Source organism: Mycobacterium gordonae, from assembly GCF_002101675.1.
Classification (GTDB): Bacteria; Actinomycetota; Actinomycetes; order Mycobacteriales; family Mycobacteriaceae; genus Mycobacterium; species Mycobacterium gordonae.
In genome coordinates, this window is the sequence record NZ_LQOY01000150.1 from 15493 (window position 1) to 39363 (window position 23871).

Sequence of the window (23871 nt, forward strand, 5' to 3'; positions counted from 1 at the left end):
TTTGTCAGTAGTGCGGCTGCGCGGCCGGTAACCGATCCGTGTTCTCCCCGTCGGGGGCGCCCTTCTCCCCTAACAGCGCACGCACCGCGGTACGCGGCCCGAACGGACGCAGCATGGTGCTGGCCGGCCGTGGGCGCACGTGCTGCGGCCACCAGAACCAGCGCCCGAGCATGGTGGCCAGCGACGGCGTCATGAACGACCTCACGATCAAGGTGTCGAACAACAGACCCAGTGCGATCGTCGTACCCACCTGGGCCATGACGCGCAATGGGCTGAACGCGAACGTGGCCATGGTGGCGGCGAACACCAGACCTGCAGCGGTCACCACCGAGCCCGAACCTGCCATCGCGCGGATCGTCCCCGTCTTGAGGCCCGCATGGATCTCCTCTTTGAACCGCGAGATCAGCAACAGGTTGTAATCCGAGCCGACCGCCAACAGCAGGATGATCGCCATCGCCAGCACCATCCAGTGCAACTTGATGCCCAGGATGTACTGCCACAAGAGCACCGAGAGCCCGAACGAGGCACCCAGCGACAGCAACACCGTGCCAACGATCACGACGGCCGCCACGACGCTTCGGGTGATCACCAGCATGATGACGAAAATCAGTGTGGCAGCCGATATTCCGGCGATCAACAGATCAATGTTGGAGCCGTCGTGCATGTCCTTGTACGTCGCGGCGGTGCCGCCGAGGTAGACCTTGGCACCCTCCCACGGCGTGCCTTTGATCGCCTCGTGCACGGCCCGCTTGATCGGTTCGATGAGGTTGATGCCTTCAGGACTCGCCGGGTCGCCTTCATGCGAGATGATCAACCGAACAGCGTGGCCGTCCGGCGATATGAACTGCTTGAGACCCCGCGCGAAATCCGGGCTCTGGAACGCTTCCGGCGGAAGGTAGAACGTATCGTCGTTCTTCGCCCTGTCGAATGCATCCCCTTCGGCGGTGGCGTTGTCGGACTGCGCCCTTGCCTGGTCGTTGAGGCCCATCGTCGTCGCATAGTTCGACATAATGGTGTCGAGATTGCGCTGCTGGCTCTCGATCTGCGGCGGTATCAATTCCACGAGCCTGGGCTGAATCGCGTCCAGCCTGTCCAGATTCGCGCTGAGTTTCACAATATTCTCCGCCACCTGGTCGATTCCATCCAGCGCATTGAAGATGGACCGCAGCGCCCAGCAGATCGGGACGTCGTAGCAGTGTCTCTCCCAATAGAAATAGCTGCGAATCGGTCGGAAGAAGTCGTCGAAGTTGGCTATCTCGTCGCGCAACGACTGGGTGATCTGCACGGTTTCTTTGGTGAGTCTGGTGGTTTCGTGCGTCGTGTTGCTGAGGTCCTGGGTGACCTGCATCTGCTCGCGCAGGGTGGCCATCGTCTTGCGCAACTCGTCGGCCTGGTTCAGCAGATTTTTGGCCTGCTCATCCTGAAAGTGCTGAGTCTGTATCCGCCCTGCGGCCTGGGCGCTCATCTGAAAACCGAGTGTGCTGTGGTCAAGCGGCGTGCCCAACGGCCGGGTGATGGTCTGCACCCGACCGATACCGGGGACGTGAAAGACCGCCTTCGCGACCTTGTCCAGGACCAGGAAGTCGGCCGAGTTACGCAGGTCGTGATCGGTTTCGATCATCAACAGCTCGGGATTGAGGCGAGACTGGTTGAAGTGCCGGTCAGCGGCCGCGTAACCGACGTTGGCTGGGGTGTCCGCGGGTAGGAAGTTTCGGGTGTCGTAGTCCGTTTTGTAACCGGGCAGAGCGATCAGACCGATCAGGGCAATCGCGATCGTCACCGCGAAAACCGGTGCGGGCCAACGGACGACCGCCGTGCCCATCCGGCGCCAGCCCCGAGTCTGCAGCTTTCGCTTCGGATCCAGCAGCTTGAAGAATGACGCCACCGTCAGCACTGCCGGGCCAAGCGTCAGCGCCGCCAGCACCGCCACCAACATGCCGATGGCGCATGGTGCCCCCAGCGACTGGAAATACGGCAGTCGGCAGAAGCTGAGACAGTACATTGCGCCGGCGATGGTCAAGCCCGAACCCAGCACGACATGCGCGGTGCTGTGGAACATGGTGTAGAAGGCTTCTTCGCGAGTTTCCCCCAGACCGCGAGCCTCGTGGTAGCGGCCGACCACGAAAATTGCGTAGTCCGTTCCGGCGGCTATCGCCATCAACACCAACAAATTGTTGGCGAACGTTGATAGCCCGATGATCTCGTAGTTGGCCAGCAGGGCGACTACGCCACGAGCTGCCAACAATTCGACGAAAACCATGAATAGCACGGCCAACATGGTGACGATCGAGCGATAGATAAAGAGCAGCATCACGATGATGACCAGGATGGTCACCATAGTGACGATGGCGACGCCCTTCTCGCCCGCATGGGACTGGTCCGCGAACAATGGACCTGCGCCGGTGACGTATGCCTTGATTCCCTGCGGAGCGGGCACCGAATCGACGATCTTGCGGACGGCGTCGGCAGACTCTGCTGACAGGGTGCCGCCCATATTGCCGGCCAGGTACACCTGGACGTACGCGGCCTTCTGGTCGTGGCTCTGGGAACCCGCGGCGGTCAGCGGGTCACTCCAGAAATCCTGCACGTGTTGAACGTGCTTCTTGTCTTGCTCGATTCGCCGGACAAGCTCGTCGTAGTAGCGATGCGCGTCCGCCCCAAGCGGTTTGTCGCCCTCCAGCACGATCATGGCCGAGCTGTCGGAATCGAACTCCTTGAACGTCTTTCCGACCCGCATCATCGACTGGAACGATGCAGCATCGGTGGGGCTCTGAGACACCGAATGGTTCTTACTGACGACCTCGAGTTGCGGCACAGCGGTATTGGTGACTACGACCACGCCCAGCCAGATCAGGACGATGGGCAGTGCCAGCCGATGGATCATCCGCGGCAGGAAAGGTGGGATCAGCGGCTGATCGACCCGCGGCCGGGGCGGTGCCTGGGTGGTCTCGCTCATGCGGACTTGTCCAGGCAGTAGACGAAGGCGTTCACCGTTTCGTTGGGGGGCGACTGGTTGGGAGCCTTCACGACGTCACCGCGTCCGTCGTTGTTGTTGACCAGGAATCGGCAGGCGATCCAGCTGCCGTTGCCTTGGGCCATCAGGTTCGCCGGGATGCCGGGCTTCGTTGACTTCAATTCCGTCTTCCACGGTAGGGGCACATTCAGAGCCTGCTGAGGATGGGAGTTTTCGTCGAGATACGTGACAGTCGCCGTGCTGCCGGGTGAACCCCAGACCTCGAGGGTGATCGTCTTGGGGTTGAACTGGTCGATGACGTCACCGGATGAACCGCCACCGAACGAACCGCTGTGAACGCCGAAGATGCCGTGCAACCGGTGAACCGCAAATCCCGCCACCGCGACGACGGCCAGAACGGTGAGGATCAGCCAGAACCGGTTGGCCAGGCCCCGCAGACCTCCGCGCTTGGCCGGCTGGCGAGTCCGCTTACTGCCTTCGCCGCCAGCGGATTCGGGGGTCGTCAAGGGATCCGTCCTTGGCTCAGTCGTCGTCATGGGCGCTTCCCAACCAGCGACGGGAGCCGCCAACTAATTAGTCTGTGAGTCAACTTAGTCTCTCTAACCTATCGCGCAAACAGTAGGAAATCTCGGCGTAGTGCGCAAAGACCTTGTGCATCAAGACCTTCGCCGTCGCGTTCACCGGGACCTCGGAAGCGAGCCGACACAGGTCGCGGTAAGCACCCGGGTGAGGGCGGACGGGAAGTCGATGTTCCATTCGGGCGGCAGCACTTCCGGCTCCTCCTGATACACATCGGAGATCCGCTCCGGAGGGTTAGCGATCTGCCAGAACGCCGCGGCCAGGGAGTAGGCGGCGATCAGCATGTCGAACGCGCCCGACCGGCCCAGCTCCGGCAAAGCCCGCTCGATGGCTCCGGCCAGGGCAATGGCGGCCGTGGAAATTGTCCGCCTGATTTCAATGACGCGGTCGACATCGACTTCGTGCTCGAGGTGCAGGTGCAGGTTGGCGAGCAGGTCACAGAACAGTGGGTCGGCGGCCAACCCGTTGGCCAGCGTCTCGGCCACCCGGGCCGGCGACATGGGACCCGGCTCGCCGAGTTGTTCGCACACCGTGTCCGACCACCGCACCCAACCTTCGGCGGCCAGATGCAGCAGCACTTCCTTGTGCGAGGTGAAGTATCGGCGCACCGCCGAATAGTGGATCCCGGCGCGACCAGCCACCGCGGTCAATGTCACCGAGGCGACGCCGCTTTCGGAAGCCAGTGAGCGGGCGGCTTCCACCAGCGCCGCGGCTCGCTGGCGCTTGTTCTCCTCGGTGCGGGCGCGCCGGAAAGTGAGTTGCGCCACTGGCCGAGGATAACGCACACGGCGTGATTTGCGCGCGGGAATCCGGACTTTACGCACGCGATATGCCTTAACATCGGCCCTCTGACGGAAGGAGCCCACCTTCGGCCCCACCCCCGCCGTGTTTTACTTAGGCAAGGCTAATTGTGTTCGCGCTGCGCTGCCCCAACTGCGCAGTGCGGGCGGTCGAATGAAGACGCAAGCGTCTCCTAGGGCGGGTATCGTCCGCCTGAGTGATGCCCAACGGTGAAAGGGACCTGAGATTTTCAAGGTGCTGTCGCGCGTGTGGATTCCACTCGTCATCCTGGCGGTGTTGGTCGCCGGCGCGTTCGTCGTGAACCGGGTCCACGGCTACTTCGGTTCGGAGAAGCGGGCCTCGTACGCGGACAGCAACCTGAAGAACCCGGAGCCGTTCAATCCCAAACGAATCACCTATGAGGTGTTCGGTCCGGCGGGCGCGGTCGCCGACATCAGTTATTTCGACGTCAACGCCGACCCGCAACGCGTGGACAACGCGCCGCTGCCCTGGTCGCTGCACATCAGTACGAACAAGGCGGCAATGGTGGGCAACCTGATGGCCCAGGGCGACAGCGACAGCATCGGGTGCCGCATCCTGATCGACGACGTCGTCAAATCGGAGCGAGTCTCCAACGAGGTCAACGCCTTTACCTTCTGCCTGGTCAAGTCCGCGTGAGTACGACCTACGCCGACGGCCTTCCAGGCAGCACTGCCGTCGAACCTCGTCCCCATCGCCCGTTCATTCCGCGGATGATCCATGCCTTCGCGGTGCCGATCATCCTGTTCTGGGTCGTGGTCGTGGTGGCGCTCGGCCTGCTCGTTCCGTCACTGGAGATCGTGGGGCAGCAACGGTCGGTTTCGCTGAGCCCCAAAGATGCCCCGTCGTTCGTCGCCCTCAAGCGGATCAGCCAGGTCTTCAAGGAAGGCGAGACCGACAGCGTTGCGATGATCGTGCTGGAAAGCGAACAGCCCCTCGGCGATGCCGCGCACAGGTACTACGACGGTCTGATCCGCAAGCTGCGTGCGGACAAGCACGTGCTGAGCGTCCAGGATTTCTGGGGCGATCCGCTCACGGCGGCGGGCGCGCAGAGCAACGACGGCAAGGCCGTCACCGTTCAGCTGAATCTCGCCGGCAACCAGGGCGAACCGCTGGCCAACGAATCCGTCGACGCCGTCCGCAAGATCGTGGACGCGAACCCACCGCCGCCGGGGCTCAAGGCCTACGTCACCGGGGCCTCGGCACTGGCCGCCGATTTGCAGCACAGCGGCGACAGGTCGATGGCCAAGATCACGATCACCACGGTGGTGGTGATCCTGTTCATGCTCATGTTCATCTATCGGTCGCCGCTGACGGTGATCCTGCTGCTGGTCACCGTCGGGATCGAACTGAGCGCAGCGCGCGGTGCCGTCGCCATCCTCGGGAGCAACGCGCTGATCGGGCTGTCCACCTTCGCGGTCAGTCTGCTCACGTCACTGGCGATCGCGGCCGGAACCGACTACGGAATCTTCATCATCGGGCGATATCAGGAAGCCCGCCAAGCCGGTGAGGACCGGGAGTCCGCTTTCTACACGATGTATCACGGCACCGCCCACGTCATCCTGGGGTCCGGGTTGACGATCGCGGGCGCGACGTTGTGTCTGGGCTTCGCGCGCATGCCGTACTTCCAGACGTTGGGCATTCCGTGCGCGGTGGGCATGCTGGTCGCTGTTCTGGTCGCGCTGACGCTGGGGCCGGCCGTGCTCGTCGTCGGTAGCCGGTTCGGTGTGTTCGACCCCAAGCGGGTGCTGTCGGTGCGGGGCTGGCGCCGGGTCGGTACCGCGGTCGTGCGCTGGCCGCTGCCGATTCTCGCCGTCACCTGCGTGATCGCCCTGATCGGCCTGATCACCCTGCCGGGCTACAAGCCCAGCTACGACGACCGGGCCTACCTGCCCAGCTTCATCCCGGCCAACCAGGGCTTCGTCGTCGCCGATCGCCACTTCTCCCAGGCTCGGATGAAGCCGGAGATTCTGATGATCGAGTCGGATCACGACATGCGCAATCCGGCCGATTTCCTGGTCCTGGACAGGCTGGCCAAGGGCATCTTCCGGGTACCGGGAATATCCCGCGTGCAGGCCATCACCCGGCCGGACGGCACCACCATGGACCACACGTCGATTCCGTTCCAGATGAGCATGCAGAACGCCGGTCAGATGCAGACCATGAAGTACCAGCGCGACCGGATGGACGACATGCTCAAGCAGGCCGACGAGATGAGCAAGACCATCGCGCTCATGCAGCGGATGTACGGCCTGATGACCCAGCTCGTCGGGGTCACCCACAAGATGGTCGGCGACACCGAAGAGATGCAGCAGATCACAAACGACCTGCGCGACAAACTCGCCAACTTCGACGACTTCCTCCGGCCGATCCGCTCCTATTTCTACTGGGAGAAACACTGCTACAACATCCCGGCCTGCTGGTCATTGCGGTCGGTCTTCGACGCGCTCGACGGCATCGACGAGATCGACGAGAAGCTGAACGTCCTGGTTGGCGACATCAAACAGCTCGACGTGCTGATGCCGCAGATGGTTGCAACCTTCCCGCCGATGATCGAAACCATGGTCAGCATGCGAACCATGATGCTGAGCATGCACAGCACCATGTCCGGGATCTTCCAGCAGATGGACGAGATGAGCGACAACGCGACGGCGATGGGCCACGCGTTCGACGCGGCGAAGAATGACGACTCGTTCTATCTGCCACCGGAAGTGTTCAAGAACTCCGACTTCAAGCGCGCCATGAAGAACTTCCTGTCCTCCGACGGGCACGCGGCGCGGTTCATCATCCTGCATCGGGGTGACCCCGCCTCGGCCGAGGGCATCGCGAGCATCGGCAAGATCCAGACGGCAGCCGAAGAAGCGCTCAAGGGCACCCCCTTGGAAGACTCCAAGATCTATGTGTCCGGAATGGGCGCCATCGTCAAGGACATCTCCGAAGGCGCCAAGTGGGACTTGGTGATCGCCGGCATCTCGTCGCTGTGCCTGATCTTCATCATCATGCTGATCCTGACCCGGGCGTTCGTGGCGGCGGCGGTGATCGTCGGGACCGTCGCGCTGTCGCTGGGCGCCTCGTTCGGCCTGTCAGTGCTCGTCTGGCAGCACATTTTCGGCGTCCCGCTGCACTGGCTGGTGCTCGCGATGTCGGTGATCGTGTTGTTGGCCGTGGGATCGGACTACAACCTGCTGCTGGTCTCCCGCTTCAAGCAGGAGATACATGCCGGCCTCAATACCGGCATCATCCGGTCGATGGGCGGGACCGGCAAGGTCGTGACCAACGCGGGGCTGGTCTTCGCCTTCACGATGGCGTCGATGATCATTGGCGACGCCCGGATGATCGGGCAGGTGGGCACCACCATCGGGCTGGGTCTGCTGTTCGACACGCTGATCGTGCGGGCCTTCATGACGCCCTCGATCGCGGCGCTGCTGGGCCGCTGGTTCTGGTGGCCCATCCGGGTGCGGTCCCGTCCGGGCCGCAGCCCTGCACTCCCCCGGGACCCGGCCACCGAGCGGTCGCCGGCGCTGAGCGCCGAGCGCTAGCTCGAACCCGCCATCCGAGTGGCGCGGGGCTCCGAATAGTAGGTGTGCAGGGACAAGACGGACGATCGGTAGCGGTCATCGGCAGCGGTGTTGCCGGTCTCACGGCCGCCTATCTGCTCTCGGCCCGGTACCGGGTCACCATGTACGAGGCCGACGCGCGACTCGGCGGCCACGCGCACACCCACATGGTGGACGGCGGCGATGGTCGGATGACGCCCGTCGACACCGCGTTTCTGGTGCACAACGACCGGACCTATCCCACGTTGTGCCGGTTGTTCGACGAACTCGGGATCGCCACCCAGGAGTCGGACATGTCGATGTCGGTGCGCGCCGGAGACCTCGAATACGCCGGGGCGCTGGGCGTCAAAGGGCTGTTCGCCTGCCGGCAGTCATTGCGGCCCCGCTACCTGCTGATGCTCGCCGAGATCCTGCGCTTCCACCGCGCGGCGGCCCGGTTGCTACGCGAGGACGTCGGCGACGATCTGGAAACGCTGGACGGATTCCTGCGGCGGCACCGCTTTTCGTCCTATTTCGTCGAGTACTTCATCACGCCGCTGGTGGCGGCCGTCTGGTCCTGCGCCGGCGACGACGCGTTGCGCTATCCGGCCCGCTATCTGTTCGTTTTCCTCGACCACCACGGCATGCTGTCGGTATTCGGCTCACCAACCTGGCGGACGGTGTCCGGAGGCTCGGCCACCTACGTGCACGCAATCGCCGCGCGCCTCGACGAAGTGAAGACCGGCACGCCGGTACGTGCGCTGCGCCGGACACCGGACGGGGTGGTGGTGCAGGCAGCGGACGGCCCACCGCGGTCCTTCGACGCGGCGGTCGTCGCCGTCCACCCCGACCAGGCGCTGTTGCTGCTCGACGAGCCGACCCCATGGGAGCGTGCCGTGCTGGGCGCGATCCCCTACTCCACCAACTACGCCCAACTGCACACCGACGAATCGGTGCTGCCACGGCACCGCCGGGCCCGCGCGTCGTGGAACTACCTGGTGACGCCGGGCCGCGAGCACGTAGTGGTCAGCTATGACATCAGCAGGCTGATGCGGCTGAACGGCAGCCGCCGGTTCGTGGTGACCCTGGGCGGCCACGACTGGGTCGACCCGTCGTCGGTGCTGGCCGAGATGACCTACAGCCATCCGCTGTACACTCCGGAATCCGTTGCGGCGCAACGACTTCTACCGACTCTCGATGACGACAGGGTGGTGTTCGCCGGCGCTTACCACGGGTGGGGATTCCACGAGGACGGTGCGGTGTCGGGGGTGCGGGCGGCCCGGCGGCTCGGGGCGGACTGGCCCGCGGTGCCCGACCGGGAAGCGGTCCTGACATGCTGACTCCGGCGATCTACCGCACCACGGTAAGCCACTGCCGGCAGGTTCCGGTGCAGCACTCGTTCGAATACCGAAGCTACAGCTGGTATGTCGACATCGACCAGCTGCCGGCATTGCCGTGGTGGCTGCGGCCCTTCGCGCGCTTCTCCGCCTCGGACCATCTGGGGGGTGCGGGCGGCGCGGCGGACACGTCGTTGCGCCGGCGACTGGAGATCTTCTTCGCCGAGCACGACACCGCCATGCCCGATGGGCGCATCACCGCGCTGCTGCAGGCGCGTGTTCTCGGCTACGTCTTCAACCCGCTGAGCATCTTCTGGTGCCACGACCGCAACGGCCGGCTGCGCCACGTCGTCGCAGAGGTGCATAACACCTACGGCGGACGGCATGCGTATCTGCTGCCGCCGGCCGATACACCCGTGCTGGTCAGCAAACAGTTCTACGTTTCGCCGTTCAACCCGGTCGACGGGCACTACCTGGTGCTGGCCCCACCACCGGAGCGCGAGGTCGACGTGATGGTGTCGCTGCTGCGGGAGCGCCGGCTCGCCTTTACGGCCACCTTGCGCGGCGACCGGCTGCCCGCGACGGCTCGGCAAGTGGCGGCGCTGCAGTTCCGGTCACCGGTGGCACCGCTGGCGGTGGCCGCACGCATCCGTCTACAGGGAATCAAATTGTGGTTACGACGGGTCCCGGTGGTGGCACGATGAGTGTTGACAGTATCCAAACATTCAGCCCGGCAATCGATTCCGGGCGCTGGCCGGCGCTCGCCAAGGTGCCCTCCGGGCCGCTGGCCGCCGCCTCGGCGACCATCGCCGAACTGCTGCTGCGCCGCGCGTCCGGCGGACTGCCCCTGCGGCTGATCTACCCCGACGGCACGGTGATCGGTGGCGGCGACGCCAAGTCCCCCGCGCTGCAAATCCGTCAACCGGACGCACTCGCCCGGCGGATCGGACGGCACGGCCTCATCGGATTCGGCGAGTCCTACATGGCCGGCGAATGGTCGTCGGACGACCTGACCGCCGCCCTGACGGTGCTTGCGGAATCGGTAGCCGAGTTGGTGCCAAAATGGCTGCACTGGCTGCGGCCGGTCGCCCCGGCCTTCCAGCCCGTCTGGCGCGATCCCGGCAGAGACCAGGCGCGGCGCAACGTCGCCGAGCACTACGACTTGTCCAACGACCTGTTCGCCGAATTCCTCGACGAGACCCTGACGTACTCCTGCGCGCTGTTCGACGACCTGCCGGCGCGCCAGGTGGACCTGGCCGCGGCCCAGCGTCGCAAGATCGACCGACTGCTCGACCTGGCTCACGTGGGCGCGGGATCGGCCGTGCTCGAGATCGGCACCGGATGGGGAGAGCTGTGCATCCGCGCCGCCGCACGCGGGGCCCGCGTCCGCTCGGTGACGCTGTCGGTCGAGCAGCAACGACTCGCCAGACAGCGGGTGGCCGCGGCCGGTCTGTCCAGGCTGGTCGACATCGAGCTATGCGACTACCGCGACGTCGCAGGGCGCGGGTATGACGCCGTGGTGTCGGTCGAGATGATCGAAGCCGTCGGATACCACTCGTGGCCAAAGTATTTCACCGCTCTGGAAAAGTTGGTGCGCCCGGGTGGCCGGGTGGCGATCCAGGCCATCACCATGCCGCACGAGCGGATGCTGGCCACTCGCAATACGCATACCTGGATTCAGAAGTACATTTTCCCTGGCGGACTGTTGCCCTCAGCGGCGGCCATCGTCGACATCACCGAGCGTCACACGAACTTGCGCACCGTCGACGCGGTCTCGCTGCGGCCCCATTACGCCGAGACGTTGCGGTTGTGGCGTGAGCGCTTCCTGCAGCGTCGTAACGAGCTGGCGCGCTTGGGATTCGACGAGGTATTCGAACGTATGTGGGAGCTTTACCTGGCTTACTCGGAAGCCGGATTCCGGTCCGGTTACCTGGACGTCTATCAGTGGACGTTCGAGCGCAGGGGTGTGCGGTGAGCGAGAGCGACATCCTGGCGGTAACCGGCTCCTGCACCCTGGCGGTGGCCGCGGTGCATTCGGTCACCTTCGCGATCGGGCGCAAGCTCGGCCGCTACAACGTGGTGGACGTGGCGTGGGGCATCGGCTTCGTGGTGGTGGCGGCGGTCGCGGCGGCGGTGGGTAACGGGGATCCGACCCGGCGCTGGCTGCTGCTCGCGCTGGTGTCGATCTGGGGGCTGCGGCTGAGTTGGCACATCCACCGCAAGACCGCCGGACACGGCGAAGACCGCCGCTATGCCGACCTGCTACGGGGTGCTTCGGTGGGACAGGTGGTGCGCAAGGTCTTTCTGCTGCAAGGCTTCCTGACCCTGTTCATCTCCTTCCCGCTGCAGTTGTCGGCGGTCACCGGTCCCACGCCCAAGTCGTTGCTGGCGGTGACCGCATCGGGTGTGGCGGTATGGCTGGTCGGTTTCACCTTCGAAGCGCTCGGCGACCGGCAATTGCGGCAATTCAAATCCGACCCGGCTCACCACGGGCTCATCATGGACCGGGGTCTGTGGTCGTGGACGCGTCACCCGAATTACTTCGGTGACGCGTGTGTGTGGTGGGGATTGTGGCTGATCACGCTCAACGGCTGGGTGCCGCTGGCCACGGCGGTCTCGCCGCTGGTGATGACATATTTCCTGGTCGACGTGAGCGGGGCCCGGCTGACCGAGAAGTACATGAAAGGGCGTCCCGGATTCGCTGAATACCAAGAGCGGACCGCCTATTTCGTTCCGCGGCCGCCCAGAATGGTGCGTCAACCATGACCGGTATGTCGGGTGCGGTGATTGCTGGGGATAGGCTACCGACGATGACCGGACCGCTGCAGCCCAGCGGCGACCTGGACGCCCTGCTGCGCCGGGTCGCCCATGGTGACAATGCCGCGTTCGCCGCGTTCTACGACCAAACGAGGACGCGGGTGTACGGACTGGTGGTCAGAGTGCTGCGCGACACCGGGTACAGCGAGGAGACCACCCAGGAGATCTACCTCGAGGTGTGGCGGAGCGCCGCGGAATTCGACTCGACCAAGGGGTCCGCCCTGGCCTGGCTGCTGACCATGACCCACCGTCGCGCGATTGACCGGGTGCGCAGCGAGCAGGCCGGCTCGCAACGCGAATCCCGTTACGGCGTAGCCAATCTCGACCCCGCGAGCGACGTGGTCGCCGATTCGGCGATAGCGGGCGACGAGCGTCGCCGGGTGGCTCAGTGCCTGGAGGGGTTGACCGAGACGCAGCGCCAGTGCATCGAACTGGCCTACTATGGCGGACTCACCTATGCCGAGGTCTCGCAGCGGTTGGCCGCGAACCTGTCGACCATCAAATCGCGCATGCGCGATGCGCTGCGAGGCCTGCGCAACTGCCTGGATGTGCCATGAACGAGCCTACCGATTTCGACCTCCTCGAACTGGCGACCCCGTACGCCCTGCACGCCGTGTCCGACGCGGAGCGCGTCGAGATAGACCGGCGGGTCGCGGCCGCGCCGGCCCCGATTGCCGCGGCCTTCAACGAGGAAGTCCGCTCCGTGCGCGAGGCGATGGCGCTGGTGTCCTCGGCCAGTGCCGCCGAGCCGCCAGACCAGCTGCGGGCGGCCGTGCTGACCGCGATACAACCCGATCGCCGCCGCCATTCCCCTTGGCGCGCAAGGGTTTTGGCTGCCGCAGCGGCGGTCGTCATCGGCCTGGGGGGTTTCGGGCTCGGAATGCTGGCCAGGCCGCACCCCACCTCGACGGTCACCGAGCAGGTTTTGACGGCTCCGGACATGAAATCGGTGTCGCGCCCCCTGGGCCCCGGGCAGGCCACGGTGATGTTCTCTCGTGATCGCAACGCGGCGGTGCTGGTGATGAACAACGTCCCCCCGCCAAGCAATGGAACCGTCTACCAGATGTGGCTGATCGGTGCCAACGGCCCCAGGTCCGCCGGGACCATGGGCTCCACGGCTGTGCAGCCCACGACGACGGCGACAATGAACGAAATCGGCAACTGCAGGGCGCTCGCTTTCACGGTTGAGCCCGGCGCCGGCTCGCCGCAACCCACCGGCACGATCTTGGCCGAGATTCCGCTCAAGTAGCCGGGCGCTGCGCCCTCTTGTTGAACAGGCCACCGAGCAGCGAGACGATCAGGCCGAGCACCACCAATCCCACACCGGCGAGCAGCGTCACGTTGAGCCACAGGTGCATGCTGCTCTCGGCGTGGCCGACCATCACGTCGGCCATCCGGCGGATGTCTCCGGTGGTCCGATTGAGCGCCTCGTTGACGGGGCGCCCGGCGACCTCGATTCCCGCCCACCCGGCGGCGCCGACGAGCAACGCCGAGATACCCAGCCCGGTCAGCGCCCGGCCGCGACTGCGGGCGACGACCAACGTCAGGAAGGCGAAAAGCGCCGTCAGGGCCGCCACGCCGATGCTGACCCAAGGCCCCCATACCTCGGCGCGGTGGAACTGCCCCTGTCGCACCGGCTGGCCGGCCGGCACCGTCACCGGGACCTTCAAACTCGCGGGGACCTGCACGTTGTAGGTAGCCAGCTGCTGCTGGATGCCGGTGTCCCTGAGCATCGGCGCCACGTCGACCACCCATTGCTCGTTGCCGCCCGGCTGCGGCGCGCTGAACAGCCAGCTGTGCGCGGCCCGGTTCACCTGGACGAACAACGGCGGAAACGACGAACCGGCGGTGAATGCGGCCGCCACGTCGTGCACGGTCGAACTGTCGACGCGGCGACCGCCTTGTTCGTTGATCAGCGCCATGGCGCGGGTGGCAAGCTCGGACGCCATCGCCGACTGCAGCGCCGGGTCGCGCGCCGCTTGTTCGGCCAGCGCGGCGTAACCGTCCTCATCGACGACCGTCGTCTGCGCCCACGCCGCCGGAATCGCCGCGGCCAGACCGGCCGTGGCGACCAGCCAGCACAACACCGTCACCAGGAACCGCACGGGTTGGAACCCTACTGGGCGATCCCCCGCAGATAAGCAGCCTGCCCGAGGTGTTGTGCGCAGTCGTCGATGATGCTGACCAGGCGCGCACTCGCCGTGACCGGCGGATCCCAGTTCGTGTCGACGATGCGGGCGAGTTCCTCAGCGGTGACGGTCTCGACGTACTCCAGCGTCAGCAGGTGAACCGAGTGGTAGTAGCTCAGCAGCATGTCGATGGGCGCCCGGACCTTGGCCACCTCGTCGGGGCCGTGCCCGTAGCCGGTGTCGTTGCGCGGCAGGTCTAGGTTGAACCGGTCCACCCAGCCGTCGGCGGTCCAGGCCTGTTCCACGCCGGCTATATCGGCCAGTTGCAGGTCCTGAACCCGCGCGCTGTGCCACAACAGCCAGGCGATGCTGTTCGCGTCCGCGGTCGGCTGGTAGTCGGCGATCTCGTCGGTCAGGCCGTGGCACACGTCGCCGGCGTGTTCGATCAAGCGGGTGAACGCGTCGCGCAGGAGCTCTTGAACGGCAGCGGTTTCGGAGGACGCCATAGTTTCGACCCTACGGGGCGCCGTGGAATACCGCTTCGACGTTGTTGCCGTCCGGGTCGCGGACGAAGGCGCCGAAGTAGCCCGGGTGGTACTCGGGCCAGAGGCGTGGCGCGTGCAGGGACTCCGCGCCCAGGCCGACGGCCGCGTCGTGAAACGCCCGCACGGCGTCCTCGTCAGCGGCCTGGAAAGCGAGGTGCACTTCCCGGTTGGGTCCCATGCCCGCTCCGTCGGCAATCCAGAACGCCGGCTGCCCATCCCGGCCGTAGCCGATGGCCTCGCCGAAATCCAGCTGTCGGGAATAGCCCAGAACCGCGAGCACGGTGTCGTAAAACTGCTGTGCCGCGGGGTAGTCGGCGCAGTTGATTCCGATGTGGTCGATCACGATTCCGAATCCTGGCACGAGCCACCGACAGGGTCGTAGATTATTTAGATGCCCTATGACCTTCTGATCCGCAACGGCACCATAGTGGACGGACTGGGAGGTGAGCCCTACGTCGGCGACGTCGCTGTCCAGGACGGGCTGATCGTGGCGGTCGGCTCGGTGAACGGCGCGACCGCGACCAGGGAGATCGACGCCACCGGCCTGCTGGTCACGCCGGGCTTCGTCGACCTGCACACCCACTACGACGGCCAGGCCATCTGGTCGGACCGGCTGAGGCCGTCCTCGGCACACGGGGTGACCACGGTGGTGATGGGCAACTGCGGTGTCGGATTCGCCCCCTGCCGCCAGGAGGACCACGACGTACTGGTCGACGTGATGGCCGGCGTCGAGGACATCCCCGGTGTGGTGATGACCGACGGCCTGCCGTGGACCTGGGAGACCTTCCCGGAATACCTCGACGCGCTGGAGTCGGGCCGCCGGGACATCGACGTGGCGGCCTATCTGCCGCACTCCCCGCTGCGGGTCTACGTGATGGGCCAGCGCGGCGCCGACCGGGAACCAGCGACCCCGGAAGACCTGGCCAAGATGCGCGCGCTGGCCACCGAGGCCATCAAGGTCGGAGCGCTGGGTTTCGCGTCCTCCCGGCTCACCATCCACAAGACCGAGAGCGGGGCGCCCATCCCCAGTTACGACGCCGCCCGTGAGGAGATCGAGGAGATCGCCCGGGGCGTCGTCGACGGCGGCGGCGGGCTGCTGCAGTTTGTACCCGACATCCCGGCCGGGGGTTACCAGCCGGTGCTGCAGACCGTGTTCGACGTCGCCGAGGACGTCGGGCTGCCGGTGACCTTCACCCTGGTCGTCGGCAACGCGGGAGATCCGACCTGGCCGGACGCCATCACGATGGTCGAGAAGGCCAATGGAAGGGCGGCGGCCGGCGACCCTCAGTTCACCGCGCAGTTGCTGCCCCGGCCGATCGGGCTGATCATCGGGCTGCAACTCTCGGCCAACCCGTTCGTGCTGTACCCGAGCTACCGTGAGATCGCGCACCTGCCGCTGGCCGAGCGGGTCGCCGAGATGCGCAAGCCCGAGGTGCGCGCCCGCATCCTGGCCGACAAGCCGGGTCAAGGGCACCCGATCCTGTATGTGGCCCAGATGTGGGACTGGATTTTTCCACTCGACGACAACCCCAACTACGAGCCGAACCCGTCGGACAGCATCGGCGCCCGGGCCCGGGCGCGCGGCGTCAACCCGATGGAAGAGGCCTACGACCGGCTTCTCGACGACGACGGGCGGGCCATGCTGCTGGTCGCCACCAGCAACCTGGAGGGCAACTCGCTGGACACCGTCGGCAAACTTCTGCACCGCGACGACGTGGTGCTCGGCCTCGGCGACGGCGGCGCGCACTACGGCATGATCTGCGACGCCAGCTACTCCACCTACTTCCTCACCCACTGGACGCGCGACCGCGAATTGGGCCGATTCAGCGTCGCGGAGGCGGTCCGCGAACTGACATCCGTGCCGGCCCGCATCGCCGGTCTGGGCGACCGCGGCCGCATCGCCGCCGGCTTCAAGGCCGATCTCAACGTCATCGACCACGCTGCGCTGCGACTGCACAAACCGGTTATCGCCTACGACCTCCCCGCCGGCGGTCGCCGGCTGGATCAGACCGCGCACGGCTATGTCGCGACCGTGGTGTCGGGTGAGGTGATCGCGGAGAACGGTGTGCCGACCGCCGCCCGGCCGGGCAAGCTGGTCCGCGGCCGGCGGCCGACGCCCGTTCCCGCGTGCGGCCCCGCTGCGAATTAACGGTAGCGGGTTAGCCGATACGCCCACGGTAAAAGGCTGTGCCGGGTAAGTTTGGGTGGTGACAAGCCCGCATTTCGCGTGGTTGCCGCCAGAGATTAACTCGGCATTGATGTTCGCCGGTCCCGGTGCGGGACCGCTACTTTCTGCTGCCTCCGCATGGGGCAGTTTGGCCGAAGATCTCGCTTCAGCGGTGTCATCCTTTGGTGCCGTCACCCAGGAATTGACCAGCGGATCGTGGCAGGGCGCCTCGGCGGCCGCGATGATGGTCGTCGCCACCCAGTACATGGGCTGGCTCAGTGCCGCGGCAGTTCAGGCGGAGCAGGCGGCCGAACAAGCGGCAGCGACGGCGGTCGCGTTCGAGACGGCGGTGGCCGCTACCGTGCAGCCCGCGGTCGTGGCGGCCAACCGCGGCCTGGTGCAGATGCTGGCCTCGACGAACTTCTTCGGCATGAACTGGCCGGCGATCATGGACACCGAATCCGCCTACGAGCAAATGTGGGCGCTGGACGTGGCAGCCATGGCGAACTACCACTTCGACGCGTCGGCGGCAGCCGCTCAACTGGCGCCCTGGCAGCAGGTGTTGCGCAATCTCGGTATCGACATCGGCAAGAACGGCACCATCAACTTCGGCTTCAACAACACCGGCAGTGGCAACATCGGCAACAACAACGCCGGCAACTACAACCTCGGCAGCGGCAACAGCGGCAGCGGGAACGTCGGCGCGGGCAACACCGGCTACGGCAACGTGGGCATCGGCAACACCGGCAGCAACAACCTGGGCTTCGGCAACCTCGGCAACAACAACGTCGGCCTGGGCAACACCGGCAGCGACGCCTTCGGCATGGGCCTGACCGGCGACCGGCAATTCGGGTTCGGCGGGTTCAATTCCGGCAGCGGTAACACCGGCTTCGGTAACTCCGGCACCGGCAACACCGGCCTGTTCAACTCCGGCAACGGGAACCTGGGTCTGGGCAACTCCGGCTCCCTCAACACCGGTATGGGCAACTCGGGCAGCGTCAACACCGGCTTCGGCGGCTCGATGGGCTACCTCGGCTCGGGGTTGCAGAGCGCGGTCGGCGGTACCGGCCTGGAGGCGGGACTGGCCAACTCCGCGCACTACGCAACCGGCGGCCTGGGTACGGCGGCGCTGAGTTCGGGACTGCTGAGTTCGGCGCTGGCCAACACCGGCGGGCTGCACTCCGGCCTGGCCGGAGCGTTGAACTCGGGCCTGAGCAGCACACCCATGGTCGCCCCGGCATCGGCACCGGCGGCGGCCGTCGACCCGGGCGCTCAGGGATCCGTTTCAGCGAATCCGACCAGCAGCCCCGCAGCCAACACGGGCCTGCGGACGTCGGCCGGCACCCCGGTGACGGGCTTCGTCAGCCCAAGCAGCAGCGACCCGAGCGTGCGGACAACGCTCGGTCGCGAGTCAGGCATCGCGCCCCCGACGCTGCCGAACTCGGGCATCCCGAAGTCGAACTTCTACCCGCCGGCCGAGCGCGACACCGGCGACCAGAGCCGGGTCATCCAATTCCCGATCCGCACCGAGTAGCCGCGCGCCTATTCTCGATCCATGGCCGCAAAGATCAGCAAACCGGTCGACTTCCAGCGGTTGGCCGACGCCCTGCCGGACTACCCGTTCGCCTATCTGATCACCGTCGACGACGATTACCGTGCACACACGGTGACCGTTGAGCCGGTGCTACGCGACCTGTCGGTGCTCGACGTGGGGCTGATCGGCGGGGGCACCCGCACCAACCTGGTGCAGCGCAGCGACGTCACCCTGGTGTGGCCGCCGCCGGCACCGGGCGGCTACTCGCTGATCGTCGACGGCCGCGCCGAAATCTCCGAGGCGGGCGCCGAAACCGTCCGCTGTGCAGTCACGCCGACTCGCGCGCTGCTGCACCGAAACGCCGACTCCCCCTCGGCGGCCAAGGGCTGCCTGCACGACTGCGTGGTGTTCTCGCTGGCCGGAGACGCGGCGCCATAGCTTCTCGAGCCCACAACCCAACGAGGAGCGGCGAGTGATCACTCTGGACCGCTTGGTTAACGTGCTAGGTAGTTATGGTGTTCGGCTGCGTTGGTCGTCGGTTCCAAGATCGACTGAATTGCGCAGCGTTGTGCTCCACGAGGCCACCCCGGTGGGTCCCGTGACAGGCGACGTCCTCCTTGCGGTCGACGCCGGCACATGTGAGCAGGCGTTGGAGTGGGCCGAGTCGGCGCGTGCCGTGGTGGTGTTGGTACGCGACCGTGTGGTGCCATCGTCATTCGACACCAAGGGCGGGCCCGGCGCGGTGTTGGTCGTCGAGGAGTCGCTGTCCTGGAGCGAACTGGCCGCCGTGGCGTACGGCCTGGTGCTCGAGGGGCGCGAGACCGAATCCGGTCGGGGTCCAACAGATCTGTTCGCCCTCACCGACAGTCTGGCTGACGCCATCGGCAGCGCGGTGGTGATCCACGATCGGCTGCTGCAGGTGCTGGCGTACTCGCGGCTCCAGCAGGATGCCGACCCGGCGCGGGTGCAGACCATCCTCGGACGACAGGCGCCCGAGCGGGTGAGGGAGTTCTTCGAAGCCGCCGGCGTCTTCGCCCATCTTGCGGCTTCCGACGAGCCCTTGTTCGTCCCCGGAGACGCTCAATATGGTGTGACGGGCCGCATGGTGGTGGCCGTGCGCTCGGGCCGGGAACTCATGGGGTCGCTGTGGGTGGAATGTGGCGCCCCGCTGGACGGCGCCGCACGTGCGGCCCTGGCCGACGGCGCCCACACCGTGGCTCTCCACCTGCTGCGCTCACGGGCCAGTGCGGACCTGGAGCGTCAGGTGGAATCGGAGCTGGTGATCGAGTTGCTGGAAGGCAGCGCCGACGCTGCCAGATTGACCAGCAGACTCGGAGTGCCGGACGGCCCGCTACGGGTGATCGCGTTGCAGGCGTCCATCGGCGCTGATCGCGATGCCCCTCTGCTCCTGGCGTTCGATCGGGCCACCGCCGGGTTCGGCTGGTCACGACCTGGGCGCAGCGCCCTGGTCGGCAGCACCATCTACACGCTGCTCCCGGGCGACGAGGCGGGACCGGCGCGCCGGTGGGTCGCCGGTCTGCAGGCGGCACTATCGAGAGGGGCTACGGTGGCGGCCGGCATCAGTGGCGCAGCCGAGACGTCCGACCTCGCCTGCGCCCGCCAGGAGGCCGACGAATGTCTGGGTCTGCACAAGGTGACCACCGCAGGTCCGCCTCCGATCTACGACGAATCATGGGACGACATCCTGCTGCAACGGTTGCGCGCAGCGTCGCGATCCGGTCGTCTGCCGGATCGGGGGCCGGTGGCTGAGTTGCGTCGCCACGACGCCGCGAACGGGACCGAATACCTCGCGACACTTCGCGCGTGGCTGGCGGCCCAGGGCGACCCGGCCGAAGCCGGCGAACGCCTGGGAGTGCACGAGAACACGGTGCGTTACCGGATGCGCAAGATGGCCGAGATCACCAACCTCGCGCTGGACGACGCAAAGAAGCGGCTCGCCATGATGATCCAGCTCGCGGCCACCGATGCGGACTGACCGATGCTGTCGGATCGCGACAACACGCGGCGGTTCGGTTGTACGGCTGGGGCAATGCTGCCGTCCCCTGGCTAGACCACCCTGGAGGTAGCCGCCCGAACAGCGGCCCGCCGAACAGGAGCCCATCGATGACGCCCCCGCAACCGGACACGCGATGCCGGGGCCAGCAGGGCGACGCCGCGATGGAGACCTTCGCCGTCAACCCTCCACGCTGGCTCTGGGTGCTTTTCAGCCGTAACCCGTTGATCCGCGCGAGCGATCGACTCGAAGCGCTGGCAGCGGTGGTGATGTTGACGTTGGCGCTGCTTGCCATACCGATCGCCGGCGCGGTGGGCACCGCGGTCTACGACGCCCGAAGCGCCCACCACGCGGCGCAGGCCCAGAGCCGGACGGCGGTCACCGCGACCGTGATCGACCTGCCGGCTCGCAGCGACCCCACCCGGGTCAAGGCCCGATGGTTCGCCGCCGGAACCGAACACACCGGCTTGGTCCAGGCCCGCTCGGCGCCCAAAGTTGGTGAGTCTGTCGAGATCTCGGTCAATCCGGACGGCTCCTACGCCGGCCCGCCGCACCTGTCCGCCGCACGCGAAGCGGTGTTGGTGGCACTTGCGGTATGGCTGAACGCGACGGCGGCGGGTCTGCTCGGGTACGCGGGTATTCGAAGCGTTCTGAACCGCAAGCGTCTTGCCGGCTGGCGACCCGAACTTGCACACGCGCCCGGCAGTGGCCGAGAAGGTGTTGTCGGCTGACGACAATCGCCAACTGCGCCGTTGTCCGGTTCCGGCAAACCCTGTCACACCGGTGACGGCCACCATGGAAGTAGGAGATTCGGACCACGCTTTTGGACTGAGCCCCGCGAGGGCCACCGAGTCGTCAGGGGCGGTTGCTGCAGTCCGGCCCGCCCCTGGCGACGACCAAGCGCACCAGAAAGGACAAAGAAAATGGCTGTCTCACAACGCGTCTGGACCACGCGAGAGCACTGCACCCATTCGCGCAGCCGATACGGCGCACCGCGTCCGCCTCGGCGCCCCGAGGTTCCCGACGATTTGATGGATTGCGACCCCGGCCCCGTCGCCGCAAGCGGCATGGTCGTAACCATCCGTCACGACGCCACCGGCAACACCGAAACCTTCCTGCTCGGAAGGCGTTTCGGCGAGGGTGCCGATCTGCCGGTCTACTCGACACTCTCGCCGATAGGCCGTGCCGTGCTGGGCGCGCGTCCCGGTGAACGGCGCACCGCCATGATTCCCCACGACACACGCCCGATATCAATGACACTGCTGTCAGCCGTTCCCTACCCCGGTCCCACCGTGGCCGGTCGGCAGGCGGCGTTATGACGAGCGTCGCGCTATTGGCCGGAATAACCTCTGCGGCAATTGTTCTCACGCCGATCCCGTCGGCGGCCGCGCAGGCCGCCGATGCTGCGAAGAACCTTCCGCCATTGATCACCCACTACGGTGCGATCGCCTATGGCCAAGATGGGTCGCAGGGCAAGGCCCGGCGCCACCTGTCCAAACTGGGCGCGCAGCAACAGGCGCTGCAGCGATGCGGCGACAGCACGTGCACAGTCGTCACCACCTTCACCCGTTGCGGTGCTGTCGCCCATGACGGCGCCTACTATCACGGCGGCGTCGGACTGTCCCGCGGGATGGCCGAGGCGAACGCCATATCGCGGCTCGGCCGGGGGTGGATCGTCGACTGGGCCTGTAACTAGGCACGCCGGGCCGGGCGGGCCCGGCTCTCAAGGCGGCGGCGCAACCATCTGACGAGTTCGATACACCCGGCGAAGGCCAGCGCTACGGCGAACGACACCGCGAACGCCGCCAGCGGACGGTCCTCTAAGGTGTGCCCTCGGACGAAGCCGATCAACGTGCTCAGGGTCGCCCAGAGGACGACGCCAATTCTGTCGAACACCAGAACCTGCGGTAGAGGGAACTCCAGCACGCCGCAGCAGATCGCGGCACGGTGCGGCCACCAGGGATGAAGCGCGCGACGACCACCAGTGGACCGCCGGGCCGGTCCAGTTCCTGGTGCGCCCAGGCCAGGCGCCGTTCACCGTTACGGCCGCGGGCGAGCCAGCGCCGCGCCCGACGTCGAATAGGCAGAAGGCCCAGGATCAACGGGTATTCCCACCAGGAGTGACCGAGCGCATCGAGCAGCGAATCAAACTCGGCGGGCTACCGCCACGGTCTAGGTCAAGCCCTTGCGGACGAACGGCTCGGCTTCCCCCCGCTCGACCGCCTCGTCGTGTTTGGCGGCCGCATCGTCGAGCAGCTTTCGCAACGCCGGCTCGTCGCGCACCAATTGGCGGTACTTGGGGTCGAGCGCCATGATCTGATCGCGCTCGTTGAGCAGCTTGTTGAAGATGCGTTCGCGTTCCGCCGCGTCGTGGGTGTACTCGGAATCCAGATAAGCCGTCGCGTGCCGCCGGGCATTGGCGATCGCTGTGGTGGCTTTGCCTTTCGGGCTGAGCACCGAGGCCACCACGGTGACCAGCAGGACGACGACGATCACACCGAGCGACGTCATGGTGCCGATCTCGATGACCTTCACCGGCTCACCGCCGTTGATGAACGGGACGTTGTTCTCGTGCAACGCGTGCAGGATCAGCTTCACACCGATGAGGCCCAGAATCGCGGCCAGCCCATAGGACAGATAGATGAGCCGGTCGAGCAGACCGTCGACGAGGAAGTACAGCTGCCGCAGGCCGAGCAGCGAGAACGCGGTCGCGGTGAAGACGATGTAGACATGCTCAGTGAGTCCGAAGATGGCAGGAATCGAGTCGAGCGCGAAAAGGATGTCGGTGCCGCCGAGTGCCACCATCACCAGCAGCATCGGCGTCATCGCCCGCTTGCCGTCGATCGTGGTGAACAGCTTGTCACCGTCATAGTGCTCAGAAGTCCGGATGACCTTTTTCGCCAGCCGGATGACGAAATTGTCGGCCTTGCGATCGTCGTCGGCATGGTCATTCGTGAGCACGCTGCCGGCGGTGAGCAGCAGGATCAGGCCGAACAGGTAGAAGATCCAGGCGAACGCATTGATCAGCGCTGCGCCGAGAAAGATGAAGCCGGTCCGGGCGATCAGTGCGAATGTGATGCCGAACAGCAGCACCTTCTGCTGATCCTCGCGCGGGACCCGGAAGCTGCCGATGATCACCAGGAACACGAACAGGTTGTCGACCGACAGGGCCTTTTCGGTGACATAGCCGGCGAAGTACTCCGGAGCCGCGTCTCCACTGCCGAAGATCAACAGACCAACGCCGAACAGCAGTGCGATGCCGACGTAGCCGGCCGACCACACCGCGGCCTCCCGCAGCGTCGGAACATGCGCCTTGCGTACATGGAAGAAGAAGTCGAAGGCCAGCAGGCCCACGATGGCGAGACCGGTCAGGGTCCACACCCACTCAGGAACGTCCATTGCCTATCGATACCCCAATTT

Annotated in this window: 23 protein-coding genes; 15 read left to right on the forward strand and 8 right to left on the reverse strand. The window is 66.1% G+C overall.

Annotation, left to right across the window (positions count from 1 at the left end):
• Positions 1-4: 4 nt before the first annotated feature.
• From AWC08_RS20580 to AWC08_RS20590, 3 genes are all read right to left on the reverse strand, one after another.
• Positions 5-2956 (reverse strand): MMPL/RND family transporter, encoded by a 2952-nt coding sequence (locus AWC08_RS20580; protein WP_069433279.1) that lies wholly within the window; start codon positions 2954-2956, stop codon positions 5-7.
• Positions 2953-3510: an MmpS family transport accessory protein gene (locus AWC08_RS20585; RefSeq protein ID WP_065132714.1), complete on the reverse strand. Its 558-nt coding sequence runs from the start codon at positions 3508-3510 to the stop codon at positions 2953-2955. Before AWC08_RS20585 ends, AWC08_RS20580 begins: the two co-directional genes overlap by 4 nt.
• A 141-nt stretch (positions 3511-3651) precedes the next feature.
• Entirely contained in the window at positions 3652-4338 is a 687-nt protein-coding gene (locus AWC08_RS20590) for a TetR/AcrR family transcriptional regulator (protein WP_065132715.1), read from the reverse strand.
• A 250-nt stretch (positions 4339-4588) separates the two neighbouring features.
• Here AWC08_RS20590 and AWC08_RS20595 point away from each other — a divergent pair, with 250 nt between their 5' ends.
• The 8 genes from AWC08_RS20595 (at position 4589) to AWC08_RS20630 (ending at position 13311) form a co-directional block, all read left to right on the forward strand.
• Positions 4589-5011, forward strand: a complete 423-nt coding sequence (locus AWC08_RS20595; RefSeq protein WP_065132716.1) for an MmpS family transport accessory protein — start codon at positions 4589-4591, stop codon at positions 5009-5011.
• A gap of 74 nt (positions 5012-5085) precedes the next feature.
• On the forward strand, positions 5086-7911 hold the full coding sequence (locus AWC08_RS20600) for an MMPL/RND family transporter (RefSeq protein ID WP_069433278.1): 2826 nt from the start codon (positions 5086-5088) through the stop codon (positions 7909-7911).
• Between the two features lie 44 nt (positions 7912-7955).
• Positions 7956-9248 carry an NAD(P)/FAD-dependent oxidoreductase gene (locus AWC08_RS20605; RefSeq protein ID WP_069433277.1) on the forward strand — a complete coding sequence of 431 codons (1293 nt, stop codon included), beginning with the start codon at positions 7956-7958 and terminating at the stop codon, positions 9246-9248.
• On the forward strand, positions 9242-9949 hold the full coding sequence (locus AWC08_RS20610) for a DUF1365 domain-containing protein (RefSeq protein ID WP_065132719.1): 708 nt from the start codon (positions 9242-9244) through the stop codon (positions 9947-9949). The genes AWC08_RS20605 and AWC08_RS20610 overlap by 7 nt, the downstream gene beginning before the upstream one ends.
• Positions 9946-11220, forward strand: a complete 1275-nt coding sequence (locus AWC08_RS20615) for a class I SAM-dependent methyltransferase (protein WP_069433276.1) — start codon at positions 9946-9948, stop codon at positions 11218-11220. Before AWC08_RS20610 ends, AWC08_RS20615 begins: the two co-directional genes overlap by 4 nt.
• Before the next feature lie 14 nt (positions 11221-11234).
• Positions 11235-12011 carry a DUF1295 domain-containing protein gene (locus AWC08_RS20620; protein ID WP_372513483.1) on the forward strand — a complete coding sequence of 259 codons (777 nt, stop codon included), beginning with the start codon at positions 11235-11237 and terminating at the stop codon, positions 12009-12011.
• Between the two features lie 44 nt (positions 12012-12055).
• Positions 12056-12619, forward strand: a complete 564-nt coding sequence (locus AWC08_RS20625; RefSeq protein WP_065132722.1) for a sigma-70 family RNA polymerase sigma factor — start codon at positions 12056-12058, stop codon at positions 12617-12619.
• Entirely contained in the window at positions 12616-13311 is a 696-nt protein-coding gene (locus AWC08_RS20630) for an anti-sigma factor (protein WP_069433275.1), read from the forward strand. The genes AWC08_RS20625 and AWC08_RS20630 overlap by 4 nt, the downstream gene beginning before the upstream one ends.
• Here AWC08_RS20630 and AWC08_RS20635 read toward each other — a convergent pair.
• From AWC08_RS20635 to AWC08_RS20645, 3 genes are read right to left on the reverse strand one after another with little or no spacing between them, the layout of a single operon-like run.
• Positions 13304-14167 (reverse strand): hypothetical protein, encoded by an 864-nt coding sequence (locus AWC08_RS20635; RefSeq protein WP_069433274.1) that lies wholly within the window; start codon positions 14165-14167, stop codon positions 13304-13306. The two genes, AWC08_RS20630 and AWC08_RS20635, sit on opposite strands and share 8 nt — an antisense overlap.
• 11 nt (positions 14168-14178) lie before the next feature.
• Positions 14179-14697: a mycothiol transferase gene (locus tag AWC08_RS20640; RefSeq protein ID WP_069433273.1), complete on the reverse strand. Its 519-nt coding sequence runs from the start codon at positions 14695-14697 to the stop codon at positions 14179-14181.
• 10 nt (positions 14698-14707) lie between these two features.
• Positions 14708-15079, reverse strand: a complete 372-nt coding sequence (locus tag AWC08_RS20645) for a VOC family protein (protein ID WP_069433291.1) — start codon at positions 15077-15079, stop codon at positions 14708-14710.
• A 48-nt stretch (positions 15080-15127) separates the two neighbouring features.
• Between AWC08_RS20645 and AWC08_RS20650 the strand changes: the two genes are divergently transcribed.
• The 7 genes from AWC08_RS20650 (at position 15128) to AWC08_RS20680 (ending at position 22147) form a co-directional block, all read left to right on the forward strand.
• Positions 15128-16885: an N-acyl-D-amino-acid deacylase family protein gene (locus tag AWC08_RS20650; protein WP_069433272.1), complete on the forward strand. Its 1758-nt coding sequence runs from the start codon at positions 15128-15130 to the stop codon at positions 16883-16885.
• Between the two features lie 58 nt (positions 16886-16943).
• Positions 16944-18437 carry a PPE family protein gene (locus tag AWC08_RS20655; RefSeq protein ID WP_069433271.1) on the forward strand — a complete coding sequence of 498 codons (1494 nt, stop codon included), beginning with the start codon at positions 16944-16946 and terminating at the stop codon, positions 18435-18437.
• Between the two features lie 21 nt (positions 18438-18458).
• Positions 18459-18875 (forward strand): hypothetical protein, encoded by a 417-nt coding sequence (locus AWC08_RS20660; RefSeq protein ID WP_065132728.1) that lies wholly within the window; start codon positions 18459-18461, stop codon positions 18873-18875.
• A gap of 34 nt (positions 18876-18909) precedes the next feature.
• On the forward strand, positions 18910-20433 hold the full coding sequence (locus AWC08_RS20665) for a PucR family transcriptional regulator (RefSeq protein ID WP_069433270.1): 1524 nt from the start codon (positions 18910-18912) through the stop codon (positions 20431-20433).
• A gap of 128 nt (positions 20434-20561) precedes the next feature.
• Positions 20562-21182, forward strand: a complete 621-nt coding sequence (locus AWC08_RS20670; RefSeq protein WP_083271080.1) for an Rv1733c family protein — start codon at positions 20562-20564, stop codon at positions 21180-21182.
• A gap of 192 nt (positions 21183-21374) precedes the next feature.
• On the forward strand, positions 21375-21770 hold the full coding sequence (locus tag AWC08_RS20675) for a GreA/GreB family elongation factor (protein WP_082986162.1): 396 nt from the start codon (positions 21375-21377) through the stop codon (positions 21768-21770).
• Positions 21767-22147: a DUF4189 domain-containing protein gene (locus AWC08_RS20680; RefSeq protein ID WP_065132732.1), complete on the forward strand. Its 381-nt coding sequence runs from the start codon at positions 21767-21769 to the stop codon at positions 22145-22147. Before AWC08_RS20675 ends, AWC08_RS20680 begins: the two co-directional genes overlap by 4 nt.
• On the opposite strand, the gene AWC08_RS38440 is transcribed toward AWC08_RS20680, so the two are convergent.
• Together AWC08_RS38440 and AWC08_RS20690 are read right to left on the reverse strand one after the other, a co-directional pair.
• On the reverse strand, positions 22144-22347 hold the full coding sequence (locus tag AWC08_RS38440; protein WP_232007811.1) for a hypothetical protein: 204 nt from the start codon (positions 22345-22347) through the stop codon (positions 22144-22146). The two genes, AWC08_RS20680 and AWC08_RS38440, sit on opposite strands and share 4 nt — an antisense overlap.
• Positions 22348-22623: 276 nt before the next feature.
• A complete protein-coding gene (locus AWC08_RS20690; RefSeq protein WP_065132734.1) occupies positions 22624-23850 on the reverse strand; it encodes a TerC family protein in 1227 nt (408 codons plus the stop codon).
• Positions 23851-23871: the final 21 nt, after the last annotated feature.

Excerpts from the sequence above, each read along its gene's own strand:
- AWC08_RS20580 (WP_069433279.1), bottom strand. The coding sequence starts at position 2,956 with ATGAGCGAGACCACCCAGGCACCGCCCCGGCCGCGGGTCGATCAGCCG.
- AWC08_RS20585 (WP_065132714.1), bottom strand. The coding sequence starts at position 3,510 with ATGACGACGACTGAGCCAAGGACGGATCCCTTGACGACCCCCGAATCC.
- AWC08_RS20600 (WP_069433278.1), top strand. The coding sequence starts at position 5,086 with ATGATCCATGCCTTCGCGGTGCCGATCATCCTGTTCTGGGTCGTGGTC.
- AWC08_RS20610 (WP_065132719.1), top strand. The coding sequence starts at position 9,242 with ATGCTGACTCCGGCGATCTACCGCACCACGGTAAGCCACTGCCGGCAG.
- AWC08_RS20615 (WP_069433276.1), top strand. The coding sequence starts at position 9,946 with ATGAGTGTTGACAGTATCCAAACATTCAGCCCGGCAATCGATTCCGGG.
- AWC08_RS20625 (WP_065132722.1), top strand. The coding sequence starts at position 12,056 with ATGACCGGACCGCTGCAGCCCAGCGGCGACCTGGACGCCCTGCTGCGC.
- AWC08_RS20630 (WP_069433275.1), top strand. The coding sequence starts at position 12,616 with ATGAACGAGCCTACCGATTTCGACCTCCTCGAACTGGCGACCCCGTAC.
- AWC08_RS20640 (WP_069433273.1), bottom strand. The coding sequence starts at position 14,697 with ATGGCGTCCTCCGAAACCGCTGCCGTTCAAGAGCTCCTGCGCGACGCG.
- AWC08_RS20650 (WP_069433272.1), top strand. The coding sequence starts at position 15,128 with ATGCCCTATGACCTTCTGATCCGCAACGGCACCATAGTGGACGGACTG.
- AWC08_RS20660 (WP_065132728.1), top strand. The coding sequence starts at position 18,459 with ATGGCCGCAAAGATCAGCAAACCGGTCGACTTCCAGCGGTTGGCCGAC.
- AWC08_RS20670 (WP_083271080.1), top strand. The coding sequence starts at position 20,562 with ATGACGCCCCCGCAACCGGACACGCGATGCCGGGGCCAGCAGGGCGAC.
- AWC08_RS20675 (WP_082986162.1), top strand. The coding sequence starts at position 21,375 with ATGGCTGTCTCACAACGCGTCTGGACCACGCGAGAGCACTGCACCCAT.
- AWC08_RS20680 (WP_065132732.1), top strand. The coding sequence starts at position 21,767 with ATGACGAGCGTCGCGCTATTGGCCGGAATAACCTCTGCGGCAATTGTT.
- AWC08_RS20690 (WP_065132734.1), bottom strand. The coding sequence starts at position 23,850 with ATGGACGTTCCTGAGTGGGTGTGGACCCTGACCGGTCTCGCCATCGTG.